This window comes from Nocardioides alpinus, assembly GCF_900112035.1.
GTDB lineage: Bacteria > Actinomycetota > Actinomycetes > Propionibacteriales > Nocardioidaceae > Nocardioides > Nocardioides alpinus.
The window spans coordinates 1,037,950-1,053,079 of record NZ_FOKC01000001.1 but is presented as its reverse complement, the minus strand read 5'-3'; the positions used below and the strand labels follow the sequence as shown (position 1 = coordinate 1,053,079).

At 72.2% G+C, this 15,130-nt stretch carries 15 protein-coding genes; 3 read left to right on the top strand and 12 right to left on the bottom strand.

The genetic code is table 11. The annotated features are described in order from the left end of the window. From BM127_RS05050 to BM127_RS05000, 11 genes are all read right to left on the bottom strand, one after another. Entirely contained in the window at positions 1-456 is a 456-nt protein-coding gene (locus BM127_RS05050; protein WP_091195125.1) for a helix-turn-helix domain-containing protein, read from the bottom strand. A 190-nt stretch (positions 457-646) separates the two neighbouring features. After that, positions 647-1,678 (bottom strand): hypothetical protein, encoded by a 1,032-nt coding sequence (locus tag BM127_RS22145; RefSeq protein ID WP_157829677.1) that lies wholly within the window; start codon positions 1,676-1,678, stop codon positions 647-649. Positions 1,679-1,712: 34 nt separating this feature from the next. Then, entirely contained in the window at positions 1,713-2,264 is a 552-nt protein-coding gene (locus BM127_RS05040; protein ID WP_198554488.1) for an RNA polymerase sigma factor, read from the bottom strand. A 69-nt stretch (positions 2,265-2,333) separates the two neighbouring features. Next, positions 2,334-3,110 carry a DUF1295 domain-containing protein gene (locus tag BM127_RS05035; protein ID WP_231263065.1) on the bottom strand — a complete coding sequence of 259 codons (777 nt, stop codon included), beginning with the start codon at positions 3,108-3,110 and terminating at the stop codon, positions 2,334-2,336. Further along, the gene (locus BM127_RS05030; RefSeq protein WP_091195120.1) at positions 3,104-4,423 is read right to left on the bottom strand and encodes an SAM-dependent methyltransferase; all 1,320 of its coding nucleotides are present in this window, start codon (positions 4,421-4,423) and stop codon (positions 3,104-3,106) included. The genes BM127_RS05035 and BM127_RS05030 overlap by 7 nt, the downstream gene beginning before the upstream one ends. Next, positions 4,420-5,805 (bottom strand): SAM-dependent methyltransferase, encoded by a 1,386-nt coding sequence (locus BM127_RS05025; protein ID WP_091195117.1) that lies wholly within the window; start codon positions 5,803-5,805, stop codon positions 4,420-4,422. Before BM127_RS05025 ends, BM127_RS05030 begins: the two co-directional genes overlap by 4 nt. Beyond that, on the bottom strand, positions 5,802-7,838 hold the full coding sequence (locus BM127_RS05020) for an FAD-dependent oxidoreductase (protein ID WP_091195114.1): 2,037 nt from the start codon (positions 7,836-7,838) through the stop codon (positions 5,802-5,804). Before BM127_RS05020 ends, BM127_RS05025 begins: the two co-directional genes overlap by 4 nt. Continuing rightward, entirely contained in the window at positions 7,835-8,572 is a 738-nt protein-coding gene (locus BM127_RS05015; RefSeq protein WP_091195111.1) for an anti-sigma factor, read from the bottom strand. The genes BM127_RS05020 and BM127_RS05015 overlap by 4 nt, the downstream gene beginning before the upstream one ends. Beyond that, a complete protein-coding gene (sigK, locus tag BM127_RS05010; protein WP_091195109.1) occupies positions 8,569-9,183 on the bottom strand; it encodes an ECF RNA polymerase sigma factor SigK in 615 nt (204 codons plus the stop codon). Before sigK ends, BM127_RS05015 begins: the two co-directional genes overlap by 4 nt. Before the next feature lie 43 nt (positions 9,184-9,226). Continuing rightward, the gene (locus BM127_RS05005; RefSeq protein ID WP_091195106.1) at positions 9,227-9,883 is read right to left on the bottom strand and encodes a fasciclin domain-containing protein; all 657 of its coding nucleotides are present in this window, start codon (positions 9,881-9,883) and stop codon (positions 9,227-9,229) included. A 202-nt stretch (positions 9,884-10,085) separates the two neighbouring features. Further along, positions 10,086-11,627 (bottom strand): molybdopterin-dependent oxidoreductase, encoded by a 1,542-nt coding sequence (locus BM127_RS05000; RefSeq protein ID WP_091195105.1) that lies wholly within the window; start codon positions 11,625-11,627, stop codon positions 10,086-10,088. A 56-nt stretch (positions 11,628-11,683) separates the two neighbouring features. Here BM127_RS05000 and BM127_RS04995 point away from each other — a divergent pair, with 56 nt between their 5' ends. The 3 genes from BM127_RS04995 (at position 11,684) to BM127_RS04985 (ending at position 13,666) form a co-directional block, all read left to right on the top strand. Next, positions 11,684-12,448, top strand: a complete 765-nt coding sequence (locus BM127_RS04995) for an enoyl-CoA hydratase-related protein (protein ID WP_091195102.1) — start codon at positions 11,684-11,686, stop codon at positions 12,446-12,448. A gap of 71 nt (positions 12,449-12,519) precedes the next feature. Next, the gene (locus tag BM127_RS04990) at positions 12,520-13,221 is read left to right on the top strand and encodes an SDR family NAD(P)-dependent oxidoreductase (RefSeq protein WP_175507319.1); all 702 of its coding nucleotides are present in this window, start codon (positions 12,520-12,522) and stop codon (positions 13,219-13,221) included. Between the two features lie 10 nt (positions 13,222-13,231). Beyond that, a complete protein-coding gene (locus BM127_RS04985; protein ID WP_091195099.1) occupies positions 13,232-13,666 on the top strand; it encodes a hypothetical protein in 435 nt (144 codons plus the stop codon). Positions 13,667-13,672: 6 nt separating this feature from the next. On the opposite strand, the gene gndA is transcribed toward BM127_RS04985, so the two are convergent. Beyond that, the gene (gene gndA / locus BM127_RS04980) at positions 13,673-15,127 is read right to left on the bottom strand and encodes an NADP-dependent phosphogluconate dehydrogenase (protein WP_091195096.1); all 1,455 of its coding nucleotides are present in this window, start codon (positions 15,125-15,127) and stop codon (positions 13,673-13,675) included. Positions 15,128-15,130 lie beyond the last annotated feature (3 nt).

Below are 15,130 nucleotides of genomic sequence, written 5' to 3'. Positions count from 1 at the left end.
TTAGTCAGCGTCGGTCCCCACGTGCTTCTCCGAAACGACTGTCGTGTGCGGCTCCCGTGGCCGCGTCCACGCCGCGATGAAGCACGACGGCACGGCGATCGGCGCGTGCCGGGCGCGGAACTCGGTCGGTGAGAGGCCGACGACGTTGCTGAACGTGCGGCTGAACGTGCCGAGGCTCGCGAAGCCCACGTCCCACGCGATGTCGGTCACCGGGCGGTCCGTCTGCCGGAGCAGGGTCATCGCCCGCTCCACCCGGCGCCGCTGGAGGTAGCGGTGCGGCGTCTCGCCGTAGACGTCCTTGAAGACCCGACCGAACTGCGACGCCGACAGGTGCGCGATCGCAGCCAGGGTGGGTACGTCGAGGGGCTCGGCATAGCGCCGGTCCATCTCGTCGCGCGCCCGCAGCATGCGCCGATGGGTGTCCTCGCGCTTCGAGAGCTCCCGCGGCTGACCCATGCGCTCGAACCTAACGTGCACTGCCGACACCCCACCGGACAGAGCAGCGGCACGGCCCCGGGGGAACCGTGCCGCTGCGACGCGTTTTCGAAGTTCGGCTCTTCGCGACTGGGGGGATCCGGATCCCTCACGGGAGGGTGTGAGATCCGGGCACGCTGAGCCTTGCTCCGCGGAACGCGGCCGCTTCTGGTCAGGAACCAGAAGTTGAGGAGTCCTTTCCGCCACCCTGGCCGGACGGATCCGGCTTGTCGGTGGGCTTGCCAGGACCAGGCGTCTCGGTGGGTTGTTCGGTGGACGGCGTCGCCGTCTCGGTGGGCTTGCCGGTGTCGGTCGGCTTGCCCGTGGGCGTCGGCTTGTCGGTCGGCGTCGGCTTGTCGGTGGGCGTGCCGGTGTCGGTCGGCTTGCCCGTCGGGCTGGGCTTGTCGGTGGGTTTGCCGGTGTCGGTCGGCTTGCCCGTGGGCGTCGGCTTGTCTGTCGGCTTGCCGGTCTCCGGCTCGCCGATCAGGGACACGCAGTAGGTGGCGACGTCGGCGGCGCCAGCTGCTGATGCGGCGGCGGCGAGCGCGGCGAAGGCGGCGCTGTCGAGGGACTTGCCGTTGTCGGAGCGGTCCGTTGCCTGGAAGGCGTTGCAGAGCCCGGCCAGGTTGGCGCTCGGCGTGGCCGTCGGGGACGGCGACTCGGTCGCGCTCTCCGTCGCAGAGCCGGTAGCGCTGCCGGTGGACTCGCTCGACGGCTTGCCGGTGCCGGGCCCGCCTGCGGACGCCGAGCCCGATCCGCCGGGCGTGGTGCTCGAGGAACCGGGGGACCGGGTCGTGGCACCGCCCGAGGCGGCGCCGCCGTTGCCCCGGTCGGTCGTCTTCGAGACGGCCTCGGTGGCGCGGTCGGACGCCTGGCCCGGGAGCGTGGGCAGGGGGATCGAGCCGGTCAGCGCGAAGCCGCCGGACGCGAGGGCGACCACGGCCGCGGTGGCGACGACGGCCTGGCTGGCGGCGCGGCCGCCGAGCCGGACGGGAGAGACGAAGGACGTTCGACGAGCCGGCGGCGGGTTGAGCCGGGCGCTGTGGAAGGCCGCGACCGTGGCGTCCTCGCGTCGGAGCTCGTCGGGGTGCGCCGGTGCGCTCGCTGCGGTGAGGGCCCAGCCCAGGGCGCTGTCGTGCTCCGCCGGAGCATCGAGCAGGCGCTCGGCGTCAAGGCGGGACATGCGGGTCTCGGGCTCGCTCATCTCACTGCCTACAGCGCCGGGCGGGGGTGAGGTGTTACGGCTCCTCGGAAATTCTTTTCGCGAGCTGCTTCAGTCCACGGTGGGCAGCGGCTCGTACGGCCCCGGGGCGCTTGCCCAGGATCCTGGCGGAGGTCGGGCCGTCGAAGCCGAGCACGGTGCGCAGCATGATCGCCTCCGCCTGGTCGCGGGGGAGCTCCCCGATCAGTCGCAGCACCGCCTGGGAGTTCACCCTGCCGAGCGTGTCGAGCTCCACGTCGGCGTCGTCCGGCAGGTCGACGAGGTCCTCGAGCGTCTGGTCGCTCACGGGCCGTCGGCTCGCCCGCCGGAGGTGGTCGAAGGCCCGGTTGCGACCGATGGTGGTGACCCAGCCGCGGAAGCCGTCGGCGTCCCCGGTGAACCGGTCGAGGTCCCGGAACGCCTGCGACCACGCCTCGCTCGCCACGTCCTCGGCGTCGGCCGGGCCGACCAGGACGGTCAGGTAGCGCAGCAGCGGCGGCTGGACGGCGCGGTAGACGGTCCGGAACGCCCCCTCGTCACCGGCGAGCATGCGCTCGACGGCGTCATCGAGGGGATCGGGTCCGGACACGTCCGCTTTCTACCCCAGGTCCTCGCGACGCGCCCACCCACCCGCCGGGTGAAAGGGGACGCGGTCGGGTCAGCGGCGCGGCGGCCGCGGCACGAACAGCGGCACGCGGGCGGCGTACTCGTCCCACCCGGCCCGCTGCGACATCGTCTTCTCGAGCAGCTTGGCACCGGTCACGTTGCGGATGAAGTAGGTCATCGCGGCGGGTGCGAACACGGTCAGCAGCCCGGGGAGCCAGCCGAGCGACAGGGCGCCGGCGAGCCACAGGCCCCACCACACGCAGGCGTCCCCGAAGTAGTTGGGGTGGCGGGTCCAGCCCCACAGGCCCGTGTCGAGCACGGGCGGGCGCTGGTCGCGGGGACGGGAGCGGTACGCCGCCAGCTGGGCGTCGCCGACGACCTCGAAGAACACCCCGACGACCCACACGGCCACGCCGACCCACACGAGCGGCCACCAGCGGACGTCGTACGCCGCTGCCACGACGAGCGGGAACGAGATGATCCACGCGACCAGGGCCTGGGTGCCGAACACCCGGAGGAGGACCGTGGCTGCGCCCGCGTGCCAGCCGGGACCGCCGAGCATCTCCTCGTAGCGGGGGTCCTCGCCGTGGCCCTTCGAGCGCCTGGCGATGTGCCAGGCGAGGCGGCCGCCCCAGAGGGTGACCAGGACGGCGAGCAGCCACGAGTGCTCGTCCGGCCACACGATCGCCAGGACGAGCGCGATGGCCACGAAGACCGACCCCCACGCGATGTCGACGACCGCGACCCGGTCGACGCGCTTGCTGACGGCCGCGGTGACCCCCATGACGACCAGGGCCGTCAGGAGGGCGACCAGGGCCTGGGTCACCACGTGCGGACGGCCGGGAGGGTGTGCGGGGCGCCCGGGCGGACGCTGAGGATCTGGTCGACGCCCATGCGGCCGTCGCGGAAGGCGAGCGCGCCGCCGACGAGGTAGAGGCGCCACACGCGGACGACCTCCTCGCCGACCAGCTCGGTCAGCCGCGGCAGGTTGGCCTCGAATCGCTCGATCCAGCCGGCGACGGTCAGGACGTAGTGCTCGCGCATCGCGTGGACGTCGCGGACCTCGAGCCCGCCGGCCTCGATCAGGTCGACGGTCTCGCCGACCGGCCGCATGGTCATGTCGGGGGCGATGAACGACTCGATGAACGGTCCGCCACCGGGGTGCTTGCCGCCACCGGCGCCCTGGCGCGACATCTGCTGGACGAGCACCCGGCCACCGGGCCGCGCCGCGCGGCGGAGCACCTCGACGTAGGTCGGGTAGTTGGTGGCGCCGACGTGCTCGCCCATCTCGAGCGAGCCGACGGCGTCGAAGTGGTCGCGCTCGGGGACCTCGCGGTAGTCCTGGAGCCGGATCTCGACCCGGTCCTCCAGCCCGCGCTCGGCGATCCGGGCGTCGATGAACTTCTTCTGCTCCGCGGCGATGGTGACGCCGGTGACCTGCGCACCGAAGTGCTCCGCGGCGTGCAGCGAGAGCGAGCCCCAACCGCAGCCGACGTCGAGCATCTTCATGCTTGCCTCGAGGCCGAGCTTGGTGCAGACGAGGTCGAGCTTGGCGCGCTGGGCGTCCTCGAGGGACGTCTCCGGCGTCGCGTGGTAGCCGCAGCTGTAGGCCATCTGCGGCTCGAGGATCAGGGAGTAGAACTCGTTGGAGAGGTCGTAGTGGTGGCTGATCGACGACCGGTCGCGCGCCAGGCTGTGCAGGCGCCCCTTGATCCGCGCCTGCGAGGCGGGTGCGGCCGGCGGTCGGCCCAGCGCGCCGAGGCCGGAGGCGGTGCGGATCGCGTCGACCAGCGCGCGGGGCGAGAGGCGTACGCCGGACAGGCCGCGCTCGGCGCCCACCGCAAAGGCGTGCGACAGCGCGGACTCCAGGTCCCAGCCGTCCTGCTCGGGGACGTCGAGCTCACCGGTGACGTAGGCCTGCGCGGCCCCGAGCTCGCCCGGGTGCCAGAGCAGGCGCCGCAGCGCGTCGGGCGAGCGCAGCACCACGACCGGGGCACCCTGGGGACCGGCGACCGAGCCGTCCCACGCCTCGAGGCGCACCGGGAGGTCGCCGCCGATGAACGGCCGGACCGCCTCGGCGAGGCGGTCGGCGACGCCTGCGGTCGAGAGGGTCGCGGTGGAGCGTGGTGCGGTCTGGGTCACGGGGTCTCCCGGGTGAAGGTGAGCTGCGAGACGTTGATGTAGCCGCTGGCGAACCCGGCCTGCGAGTAGGCGAGGTAGAAGTGCCACACCCGCATGAACATGTCGTCGAAGCCGAGAGCCAGCACCGCGTCGCGCTGGGCGAGGAACCGACGGTCCCAGCGACGCAGCGTCTCGGCGTAGTGGCTGCCCATCTCGAGCTGCCCGACCAGCCGCAGGTCGGTCTCGCCGCGCGTGACCTCGTCGATGACCTCGACGCTGGGCAGGAAGCCGCCGGGGAAGATCCACTTGTTGATCCACGTGTGGCCGCCGCGGGTGGCGAGCATCCGGTCGTGGGGCATCGTGATGGCCTGGATGGCGACCTTGCCGCCATGGGCCAGCACCTGGTCGATGGTCTGGAAGTAGGTGCCCCAGAACTCGTGGCCCACCGCCTCGATCATCTCGACCGACACGACCGCGTCGTAGGTCCGTCCGGTCGCGCCGAGGGCGCGGTAGTCCATCAGCTCGACCTCGACCCGGTCGGCGAACCCGGCGGCGGCGATGCGGTCCTCGGCCAGCTCGAGCTGCTCGACGGAGAGGGTGATCGAGTGCACGGTGGCGCCCCGGCGGGCCGCGCGGATCGCGAGCTCGCCCCAGCCCGTGCCGATCTCGAGCACGCGGCTGCCGGCGGTGACGCCGGCCTCGTCGAGCAGGCGCTCGATCTTGCGGCCCTGGGCCTCGGCGAAGTCCTCGTCGTGCAGGAGGGCGTCGGGGTGGTCGGTGGGCTCCGGCGGGGTGGACACCAGGTGGTCGCCGACGGAGCCGGGGCCCTTCGGGGCGGAGGTGGAGGACGTGTCGAAGAGCGCGGACGAATAGCTCAGCGTCTCGTCGAGGAAGAGCGCGAACAGCTCGTTGGACAGGTCGTAGTGGTGCGAGATGTTGGCCTGGCTGTTGGCCTCGGTGCTCCGCTGGTGGTGCGGCAGGCGGGGCGTCACGAAGGCGCGCATCCGCTGCAGCGAGTCCGGGATCAGGGTGGCGATCCGGGCGGCGGGCACGGTGAGGAAGCCGGCGAGGTCGTCGGTGTCCCACGCGCCGGTCAGGTAGCTCTCACCGAAGCCGATGAGACCGTCGCGGCCGAGACGGGCGTAGAACTCGTCGGGGCGGTGCAGGCGCATGATCGGCCCGCCCTGGCCCAGGCGACGGCCGGTGGGCTCCTCGACGACGGTCACGGCGAGGCGGCCGACGGCGGCACGGAAGAGGCGCTTGGCCACGGCAGCGGACACCACGGTGCGGGGGCTGCGGACCAGCGGCTCCAGGCCGGGCATGCTCTGGCTCGCCTGCTCGGTGCGGCGCCCGGTGCCCTGCGCGAGGGCCTGGTCGTCGGGGCGGTTCTTCTCGAGTGTCATTGCACGCCCTCCTGGCGGTGGCGGGGTCGCTGTCGGATCGGCAGGCGGCGGGCCCACAGCCAGATGCCGTGTGCCCGGATCTGCAGGCTGCCGCGCAGGGCGGCGCCGAGGGTCCTGCGGACGGAGAGGTCGCTGCGGGTGCCGGTGAGGCTCGCGCTGAAGGGGGCGGACGCCCCGTCGGTCGCACCGGCGTCGTGCCCGCGGAGCGTCACGGCGACGTGCAGGCGGTCCGTGGGGATCGGCACGGCGATGTCGTAGGTCCCGTCGACCCCGTGGAACGGGGAGACGTACATCGCCTTGTCGGTCCGGGCCCGGCCCTGCTCGTCCGGGTGGACGAGGTAGGCGTGCCGGTCGCCGTAGGTGTTGTGCACCTCGACGACGACGCCCGCCTGGCGGCCGTGGTCGTCGAAGCACCAGAACACGCTGATCGGGTTGAAGGCGTAGCCCAGCGAGCGCGGCTGGGCGGCCATCAGGATCGTGCCGGGGCGGTCGCTCTCGCCGAGGGTGACGCCGTGGTCGGCGAGGAACGCCTCGACGTTGTGGCGCAGCGTGCGCTCGGGGGACCCGAGGTGGTCGCGGGCCTCGAAGCGGGCCAGGGTGCCGTGGTCCGGCAGCGCGTCGAGGTCGACCAGCCACATGGTGGAGGAGTGCTCGAAGGTGCGGGTGAACGGCGTACGTCGGGTGTGCCGGACGGTCGTCGTGAAGCGCCCGGTCTGCGGGACCGCGTGCGTCGTGCGGGTCCACGGCAGGTCGAGGTGGGTCGCCGCGACGAGGCCCGAGCGCGCGCCGTCCTCGTGGAATCCCCAGCCGTGGTAGGCGCCGGCGAAGGCGATCCGGTCGGTGTTGATCTCCGGGAGCCGTCGCGAGGCGGCCACCGACTCGGGGGTGTAGAGCGGGTGCTCGTACTCCATCCGGTCGATGACGAGGGCAGGGTCCACCAGGTCCTCGCCGCCGAGGGTGACGAGGTAGTGGGTGTCGGTGGGGAGGCGCTGGAGCCGGGTGAGGTCGTAGGTGACCGTGACGGCCCCCTCCTGGGCCCCGGAGCTCGCAGGCGCACTCCGGGGGCGGTGGAAGTTCCAGGACGCGCGCGCGCCGACGGCGTCGGGGAGCAGCGAGACATCGGTGTGCAGGAGCGCCGGGTTGCTGCTGTAGGGCAGGGCGGACAGGACCTCGCGCTGCAGGTCGCTCGGCGCCTCGAGCATGCCGAGCGCGTGCGAGGGGTGCGTGGCGATGACGATCGCGTCGAAGGTCGTGGTGGTGCCGCTGCCGTCGGTGACCTCGACCCCGTCGGGGAGCTCACGGACCGAGGTCACCTTGGTCTCGAGGCGTACGTCGGGGATGGCCGCACCGACGGCGGCGACGTAGGTCCCGGAGCCGCCGGTGACCGTGCGCCACTCGGGCGAGCCGAAGACGCCGAGCATGCCGTGGTGCTCGAGGAAGGTGAAGAGGTAGCGGGCGGGGTAGTCGAGCGACGTCGCCGGGTCGCACGACCAGACGGCCGCGACGAGGGGCTCCATGAAGTGGCGGACGAAGCCGGCCGAGAAGTCGGATTCGGCGAGGAAGTCACGCAGCGTCTGGTCGTCGTGGCCGGTCGTCGACGGGTCGGTCGCGAGGACGGCGCGGGCGCGGCGGTGGAACCGCGGGATCTCGAGGAGCATCCGCCAGTGGTCGAGCGAGCGGAGGGACGAGCGCTGGGCGAAGAGACCGCGCGCGCCCAGCGCACCGGCGTACTCGACACCGGTGCCGGCATCGCTGACCGAGAGCGACATCTCCGAGGGCTGGGTCTCGATGCCCAGCTCGGCGAAGAGCCGGAGCAGCGTGGGGTAGGTCTTGCGATTGTGGACGATGAAGCCCGTGTCGATGGCGAGCTCGCCGTCGGGCGTCGGCACGCGATGGGTGTCGGCGTGCCCGCCGAGGCGGTCGTCGGCCTCGTAGAGCGTGACGTGGGCGGTGCGCGAGGCAACCCAGGCAGCCGTCAGCCCGGCTACTCCGGACCCGACGACCGCCACACGGCGCTGCGCGTCCGCATTCACGTCGCCTCGGTCAGGTCGAAGAGGGCGATCGGCTCGGTGGTGGGCTTCTCGGACCCGCCGTCGGGCTCGACGGTGATCCCGACCGCGGACGCCGTGGCGGCCGAGCCCTCGAGGACCAGGGTCTGGTCGGCGGCGTCCGGCATCAGCCCGGCGGAGGTGAAGACACCCTCGGGCGACATCAGCCAGAGCTCGTAGACCTTGCCGGCGGGGGCGGCGACCATGTCCTCGGTCGTGATCACCGCGCGGTCCTTGTCCTTGGAGCGGACCACGGTGGCGCGACCGGCCTCGCCCAGGTCCACGAAGACCTCCTGGGCGTCGGGCGCCTCGATGACCTGCTCGGCAGCGGTCAGCTGGGGCACCTCGTCGGACTGCCACGGCTGGGTCACCGTCGCACCGATCCCGACGAAGAGCGCGAGGGCCGCCGCGACCAGAAAGGGCATCCAACCTCGCCGCCCGGCGGGCTGTGCGGACCGGATGTCGATCGGGGTGGTCGTGCGGGGGACCTCGGGAGGAAGGGGACGGACCTGGGAGATGCCGGCCAGCACGGAGCTGCGCAGCGAGTCCGGGGGCGTGACGGCGGAGGTCTCGGCCAGCAGCGCTGCGGTCTCGCGCATCTCGGCGACCTCTGCCCGGCAGTCCTCGCACTCGGCGAGGTGCTGCTCGAACCGGGCCCGCTCGATGTCGTCGAGGGCGTCCAGGGCATAGGCGCCCGTGAGCTTGTGCACGTCGCTCATGAGCCAACTCCCATCAGGTCTCGCAGGCGGATCAGTCCGTCGCGTATTCGTGTCTTTGCGGTTCCCAACGGAACGTCGAGCAGTGTGGCGACCTCGGTGTGCGTGTAGCCGCCGAAGTAGGTGAGCTCGACCGCCTGGCGTTGCACGTCGGTCAGGGTGGCGACCGCGCTGCGGACGCGTGCGGCGTCGAGCGAGGCGTGGGCGGCCTCGGAGGTCTGGTCGTGGTCGACCGGGGCCGTCTGGCGGTTCCAGGTCTCGTCACGGGTGGTGGCTGCCTCGACCGAGCGGACCCGGTCGACGGCCTTGCGGTGGACGATGGTGAGCAGCCAACCGGCCGCGCTCCCTCGTGCCACGTCGTAGCGTGCGCTGGAGCGCCAGGCGTCGAGGTAGGCCTCCTGGGCCACCTCTTCGGCGTGCGCCGGGTTGCGGACGACCCGGAGTGCGAGGCCGTACGCCCGGGCGGACGTGGCGTCGTAGAACGCGGCGAAAGCCGCCTCGTCGCCACGTCCGGCCCGGTGGAGCAGGTCGGACAGCTGTGGTGCGTCGCCCCCGGACGGGACGCCCTGGGGCGTCCCGTCCGGTACGGGCCTCACGTGATTCACGTCAGCCATCCTTGCGCAGTGTTGCTCGGATTGTGAGTCGTCAGGAGACGAATCACATCTCCGGCATCAGCACCGAGTCGACCACGTAGACGGTGGCGTTCGCCGTCGAGACGTTGCCACAGACGACGGCGGCGTCGCCGATGGTGAAGTCCTCGCCAGAGCCCTCGACGGTCAGCGTGTCGCCGGCCAGGGTCTCGTGCTCACCAGCAACGTCCTCGGGGGACAGCTTGCCGGCCACCACGTGGTGGGTCAGCACCGTGGTGAGCATCTCCTTGTCGGCGAGGAGCGCGTTGAGGTCCTTCTTCGCGATCTTCGCGAACGCGTCGTCGGTCGGGGCGAAGACGGTCAGGGCGTCGGCGGAGTTGAGCGTGTCGACGAGACCGGCCTCGGTCACGGCGGCGACGAGCGTCTTGAGCAGCGGGTTGTTCGACGCAGCGGTAGCGACCGGGTCGTCGAGCATGCCCTCGACGGAGCCCTCGCCCTCGGTGGGGACACCGGCGCAGCCGGGGCCGAACGGGCCGTCAGCGGCGGGGGTCTCGGACTCCATGGGCTCCTCGGCCGGGGCCTCGGACTCCATCGGCGTCTCCGACGTGGTGGGCTCGGCCGCCGAGTCGGTGTCGCTCTCGCTGCCACAGGCAGCCAGGCTCATGGACGCGGTCAGCGCGAGGGCGGCGAGGCCCAGGGTGCGGGTGCGGAGCTTGGTGTTCATGGGGTTGCCTTTCGTTGGAAGCATGTGAGTGGGCCGTGATGGCCCGCTTTCAGGAGGTGTTCGGTGCGGTGCCGCGGCCGGATGGGTGGTCGTGAAGAAAAAGTTGAACTGATCCGAAATGACCGCCGGGCGGTGAGTGGCGCAGGGTCCGGAAGGCTCGGAACCTGCGCCACACACCGCCCGGCGGGCAGCTGGTGGCATGTCACTCGATGGTGACGGAGATCTCCTGGATGCCCGACGACCCCTCGGGGAACGACGCCATCCGCACGTCGGTCTGCACGTCGCCGTCCTTGTTGGTCGAGCGGACCGCGAGGAAGTGCTGGCCGGGGCTGGCATCCCACTCGAAGTACCACTGGCGCCAGTAGTCGTCACCGACCTCGGGGCCGAGCTTCGCGGGCTTCCAGGCCTCGCCGTCGATGCGGACGTCGACCTTGTCGATGCCCGAGCCCTGGGCCCAGGCGACGCCGCCGATGATCACCTGGCCGGCAGGGGTCTTCGACAGCGCGCGCGGAGTGTCGATCCGGCTGGAGAGCTTGATGGGGGCGTCGATCGCCCAGTCACGCTCGGTCCAGTAGGCCTGCTCGGCGTCGTACGTCGTGAGGGTCATGCGGGTGATCCACTTGCATGCGCTGACGAAGCCGTAGAGGCCGGGCACGACCATGCGCACCGGGAACCCGTTCTCGCGCGGCAGCGGTTGACCGTTCATCCCGATCGCGATCAGCGAGTCGCGGCCGTCGAGGGCCACGTCCAGAGGTGTCGAGATGGTCATCCCGTCGACGTCGGTGGAGAGGATCTGGTCGGCCTTGGTCGAGTCGATGCCGGCCCGGGCGAGCACGTCGGCCAGCGGGACGCCGAGCCAGCGGGCTGCGCCGACATACGGGCCGCCCACCGGGTTGGAGACGCAGGTGAGGGTGATGTCGCGCTCGACGACGCCCATCGCGGCGAGGTCGTCGAAGGTCAGCGTGACCTCCTTGTCGACGTCACCGTCGATGGTCAGGGTCCACGAGTCGACGTCGACGGCAGGAACGGACAGCCGGGTGTCCACGCGGTAGAAGTCCGCGTTGGGCGTCTGCAGCGGGCTGATGCCGTCGTACATCGTCTCCAGGCCCTGGGGGACGGCGGCGGCGGGGTCGGTGGCAACCGGCAGCGCGATGTCGGTCCCGCCGAGGCGGTAGGACGTCACCCAGCGGCCGAGCGCCCCCATGGTCACTGCGGCCGCGGCGAGGCCACCGGTTGCCAGCACGACCCCGCGCCGGCTCGGTCCGTCGCCCGTGGGCGACGCACCGGTGGCGCTCCGGTCGTCGATGCGGTGCAGCCACCACAACGAGGTGGCGGCGACGACCGCGGCGACCAGAGCGGGGACGATGTCGAGGGGACCCGAGCCGGGACGCAGCACGGCGAGCACGCCTGCCACTCCGGCGAGACCCACGACGATGAGCAGACCCACGGTCTCGCGCTTGGCCGCGATGATGCCTGCGGCAGCGGCGAGCAGCAGCACGACGACCGTCACCGAGCCGACCAGGATGATCTTGTCGGCACTCCCGAACTCCCGGATGGCCCACTCCTTGAGCGGGGTCGGCGTCAGGTCGATGACCGTCGAGCCGACCGCCAGCACCGGCGAGGCTGCCGGGACGGTGAGCGCGGCGACCAGGTGCGCGGCCGCGAGGCCGACGACGGTGGCCAGCACCCCGTACGCCGCGTGGCGGAGCGTGCGTCCTCGGGACGGCGTGGGTGTGGTCTGCATGGGGGGTGTTCGGAGCCGAGGGTGTGCTGGATGGGTGGTGCGGCAGGATGACGCCCATGACCGATGCGGCCCACTCGTCCACAGAACTGGTCCACTACGCCGTCTCCGACGCGGTCGCGACCCTCACCCTCGACAGCCCGGCCAACCGCAACGCGCTCAGCCGCCGGCTGGTCACGGAGCTCTTCGCGCACCTCGAGCGCGCCGCCGCCGACGACGACGTGCGGGTGGTGCTGGTCGAGAGCTCCGGCAAGGTCTTCTGCTCCGGCGCCGACCTCTCGGAGGCCACGACCGAGGGCATGGAGGAGGGGGCCCGCCGGATCGTCGACCTGCAGCGGCTGATCGTCACCCTCGACAAGCCGGTCGTCACCAAGAACGTCGGCGCCGTCCGCGCCGGCGGCATCGGCATCATCGCCGCGGCCGACATCGCGATCAGCGCGGAGGGGGCCACCTTCGCCCTCACCGAGGTCAAGCTCGGCCTCGCGGCCGCCATCATCAGCCTCACCGTGCACCAGCGGATGAACCCGCGGGCTGCGGCCCTCACCACGCTGGGCGGCGAGGTGTTCAGTGGCGCCGACGCGGCGGCGTACGGGCTGGTGACGAAGGCGGTGCCCGCCGACCTGCTCGACGACGAGGTGGCCGCGGTGTGCGCGAGCCTGGCCACCGGCGCGGCCCAGGGGCTGCGTGAGTCCAAGCGGATCCTCAACCGCGACCTGGTCGCGCGCATCGACGCGCTGGGCGCCGAGATGGCCACCACGAGTGCGCGATTGTTCGCCAGTGACGAGGCGCGCGAGGCGATGACCGCGTTCCTGTCGAGGAAGTAGCACCGCGGATGCATCCAACGGGGGCTCCGTGTCGGAGAAGGGGATGACACCCCCGTTGGACTGGAGAGCGCATGGACCACTCGCCCCGCACGCACGCCGGGCGTGAGCTCGAGGGCGCCCGGATCGCCGTCGTCGGCGCCACCGGGGCGCTGGGCTCACTCATCGTCGCGGAGCTGACGCTCCGCGGCGCACACCTGCTCGTCGTGGGTCGCGACGCCGACCGGCTGGCGGCCCTCGGCACCGGCGTGCCCGTCGTGGCGGACGTGGGCGACGCCACCGCGGGCGACGCCGTCGTCGCCGCGGCACACGAGCACCTCGGCGGGCTCGACGGCCTGGTCAACGCTGCCGGCGTGGTCGCGTTCGGCGGCCTGGTCGACACCGCGGACGAGGTGGTCGAGGAGCTGTTCCTCACCAACGTGATCGGTCCGCTCTTCCTCCTGCGACGCGTCGTGCCACTGCTGGAGGAGTCGCAGGGCTTCGTGCTGCAGATCAGTGCGGTCGTGGCCGAGCGCCCGATGCCGCGGATGGTGGCCTACTCCGCCACCAAGGCCGCGGCCAGTGCCGTCGCGACCGCGCTGCGCACCGAGCTGCGGCGCAGCCGCGTCGACGTGTACGACGTCCGCCCGCCGCACACCGAGACCGGGCTGGCCTCCCGCCCGCTGGCCGGGGAGGCGCCCCGCCTCCCGGCGGGCAAGGATCCCGCCGCCGTCGCCCGGCGGATCGTCGACGCGCTGGCCGCAGGCGAGCAGGACCTCGGCGCGGACTCCTTCTGATGGGCCTCGGATGAGCCTCGGAGATCCGGCGCCGTGGCTCCTGCTGGTCGCCGCTGCGCACCTGGGCTTCCAGCTGACCGTCGACCTCGTGGTCTACCCCGCGTTGGGCGAGGTCCCGGCGGACGGGTGGGCCACGGCCCACGACCGGCACTCACGTCGCATCGTCGGGCTCGTGGCGGCGCTCTACCCGCCGCTCGTGGTCGTCCTCGGCTGGGCACTGGTGGCCGAGCCGCGGTCCGTGGGCACGTGGGTCGCGCTGGCCGGGGGCCTGCTGGCCGTCGGCACCACGGCGGCCGTCGCAGCGCCCACGCACGGACGCCTGGCGTCGGCCCCGGCAGCGGACCGCGGCGACCTCATGCGTCGCCTCGACCGCGCCGACCGGCTCCGCAGCATCGGAGCAGTGGTGTGCGCGGTCGGAGCCGTGTGGCTCGTCGCGACCGCCTGAGCGCGGTCAGTCCGTGACCGACACCTCGCGCCGGTCCGGCTCGGCCCACTGCGTGTGGAACGTCCCGTCGCGGTCGACGCGCTCGTAGGTGTGCGCGCCGAAGTCGTCGCGCAGCGCCTGGATGAGCGCGGCGGGCAGGCGCTCGCGACGCAGGGCGTCGAAGTAGGCGAGCGAGGAGGAGAACGTGGGTACGGGTACGCCGCTGCGCACCGCGGCCACGACGACCTCGCGCCAGGCGTCGACCCCGTCCTTCACCGCGTCGGCGAAGTAGTCGGTGGTCAGCAGGGTGGTCAGGTCCGGCTCCTGCTCGTAGGCCTCCCGGATCCGGTCGAGGAACTGTGCCCGGATGATGCAGCCGCCACGCCAGATGGTCGCGACCTCGCCCAGGTCGATGTCCCACTCGTGCTCCTCGGCGCCGGCGGCTATCTGGTCAAAGCCCTGGGCGTAGGCCACCACCTTGGAGGCGTAGAGCGCGGCGCGCACCTGGTCGACGAACACCTCGCGGTCCACCTCGGCACGATCGCCGTCGGGAGCCGTCGCGAAGACCTTGCGCGCTGCCGAGCGCTGCGCAGTGTGGCCGGAGATCGACCGGGCGAAGGTCGCCTCCGCGATGCCGGTCACGGGCACGCCGAGGTCGAGCGCGTCCTGGACCGTCCAGCGCCCGGTGCCCTTCTGCTCGGCGGCGTCACGCACCACGTCGACGAAGGGCTTGCCGGTCTCGGCATCGGTGTGACGCAGCACGTCCGCGGTCATCTCGATCAGGAAGGACTCGAGGTCTCCGCCGTTCCACTCCTCGAAGACGTCGGCCACCGCGGCCGGCTCCAGGCCGAGGACGGAGCGCAGCAGGTCGTAGGACTCCGCGATCAGCTGCATGTCGGCGTACTCGATGCCGTTGTGGACCATCTTGACGAAGTGGCCGGCGCCGCCGGGACCGACGTGGGCGCAGCACGGGGTGTCGTCGACCACGGCCGCGATCGACTCGACCACCGGGCGGAGCCGCTCGTAGGCGTGGTCGGAGCCGCCCACCATGATGGACGGACCGTTGAGCGCGCCCTCCTCGCCGCCGGAGACCCCCATGCCGACGAAGTGCAGGCCGTGCTCCTCGAGCTTCTCCTGGCGCCGCACGGTGTCGCGGTGATGCGCGTTGCCGGCGTCGACCACGATGTCGCCCTCGTCGAGGAGGGGGACGAGCTCGTCGACCACGGCGTCGGTGGCCTCACCGGCCTTGACCATCACCACGATCGCGCGGGGTCGCTCGACTGCGGCGACGAGGTCGGCCAGGGACTCGCAGGCCACGAAGTCACCCTCGTCGCCGAACTCCTCGACCAGGTCCGTCGTGCGTCGGGTCGTGCGGTTGTGCACGGCGATGGTGTGGTCGTGCCGGGCGATGTTGCGGGCCAGGTTGCGTCCCATGGTGGCCAGGCCGGTGAGCCCGATGGTCGCTCGCGCGTCGGTCGACATGAC

Coding starts and splice junctions, on each gene's coding strand:
- BM127_RS05050 (WP_091195125.1), bottom strand. CDS start 456: ATGGGTCAGCCGCGGGAGCTCTCGAAGCGCGAGGACACCCATCGGCGC.
- BM127_RS22145 (WP_157829677.1), bottom strand. CDS start 1,678: ATGAGCGAGCCCGAGACCCGCATGTCCCGCCTTGACGCCGAGCGCCTG.
- BM127_RS05025 (WP_091195117.1), bottom strand. CDS start 5,805: ATGACACTCGAGAAGAACCGCCCCGACGACCAGGCCCTCGCGCAGGGC.
- BM127_RS05015 (WP_091195111.1), bottom strand. CDS start 8,572: ATGAGCGACGTGCACAAGCTCACGGGCGCCTATGCCCTGGACGCCCTC.
- sigK (WP_091195109.1), bottom strand. CDS start 9,183: ATGGCTGACGTGAATCACGTGAGGCCCGTACCGGACGGGACGCCCCAG.
- BM127_RS05005 (WP_091195106.1), bottom strand. CDS start 9,883: ATGAACACCAAGCTCCGCACCCGCACCCTGGGCCTCGCCGCCCTCGCG.
- BM127_RS05000 (WP_091195105.1), bottom strand. CDS start 11,627: ATGCAGACCACACCCACGCCGTCCCGAGGACGCACGCTCCGCCACGCG.
- BM127_RS04995 (WP_091195102.1), top strand. CDS start 11,684: ATGACCGATGCGGCCCACTCGTCCACAGAACTGGTCCACTACGCCGTC.
- BM127_RS04990 (WP_175507319.1), top strand. CDS start 12,520: ATGGACCACTCGCCCCGCACGCACGCCGGGCGTGAGCTCGAGGGCGCC.
- BM127_RS04985 (WP_091195099.1), top strand. CDS start 13,232: ATGAGCCTCGGAGATCCGGCGCCGTGGCTCCTGCTGGTCGCCGCTGCG.
- gndA (WP_091195096.1), bottom strand. CDS start 15,127: ATGTCGACCGACGCGCGAGCGACCATCGGGCTCACCGGCCTGGCCACC.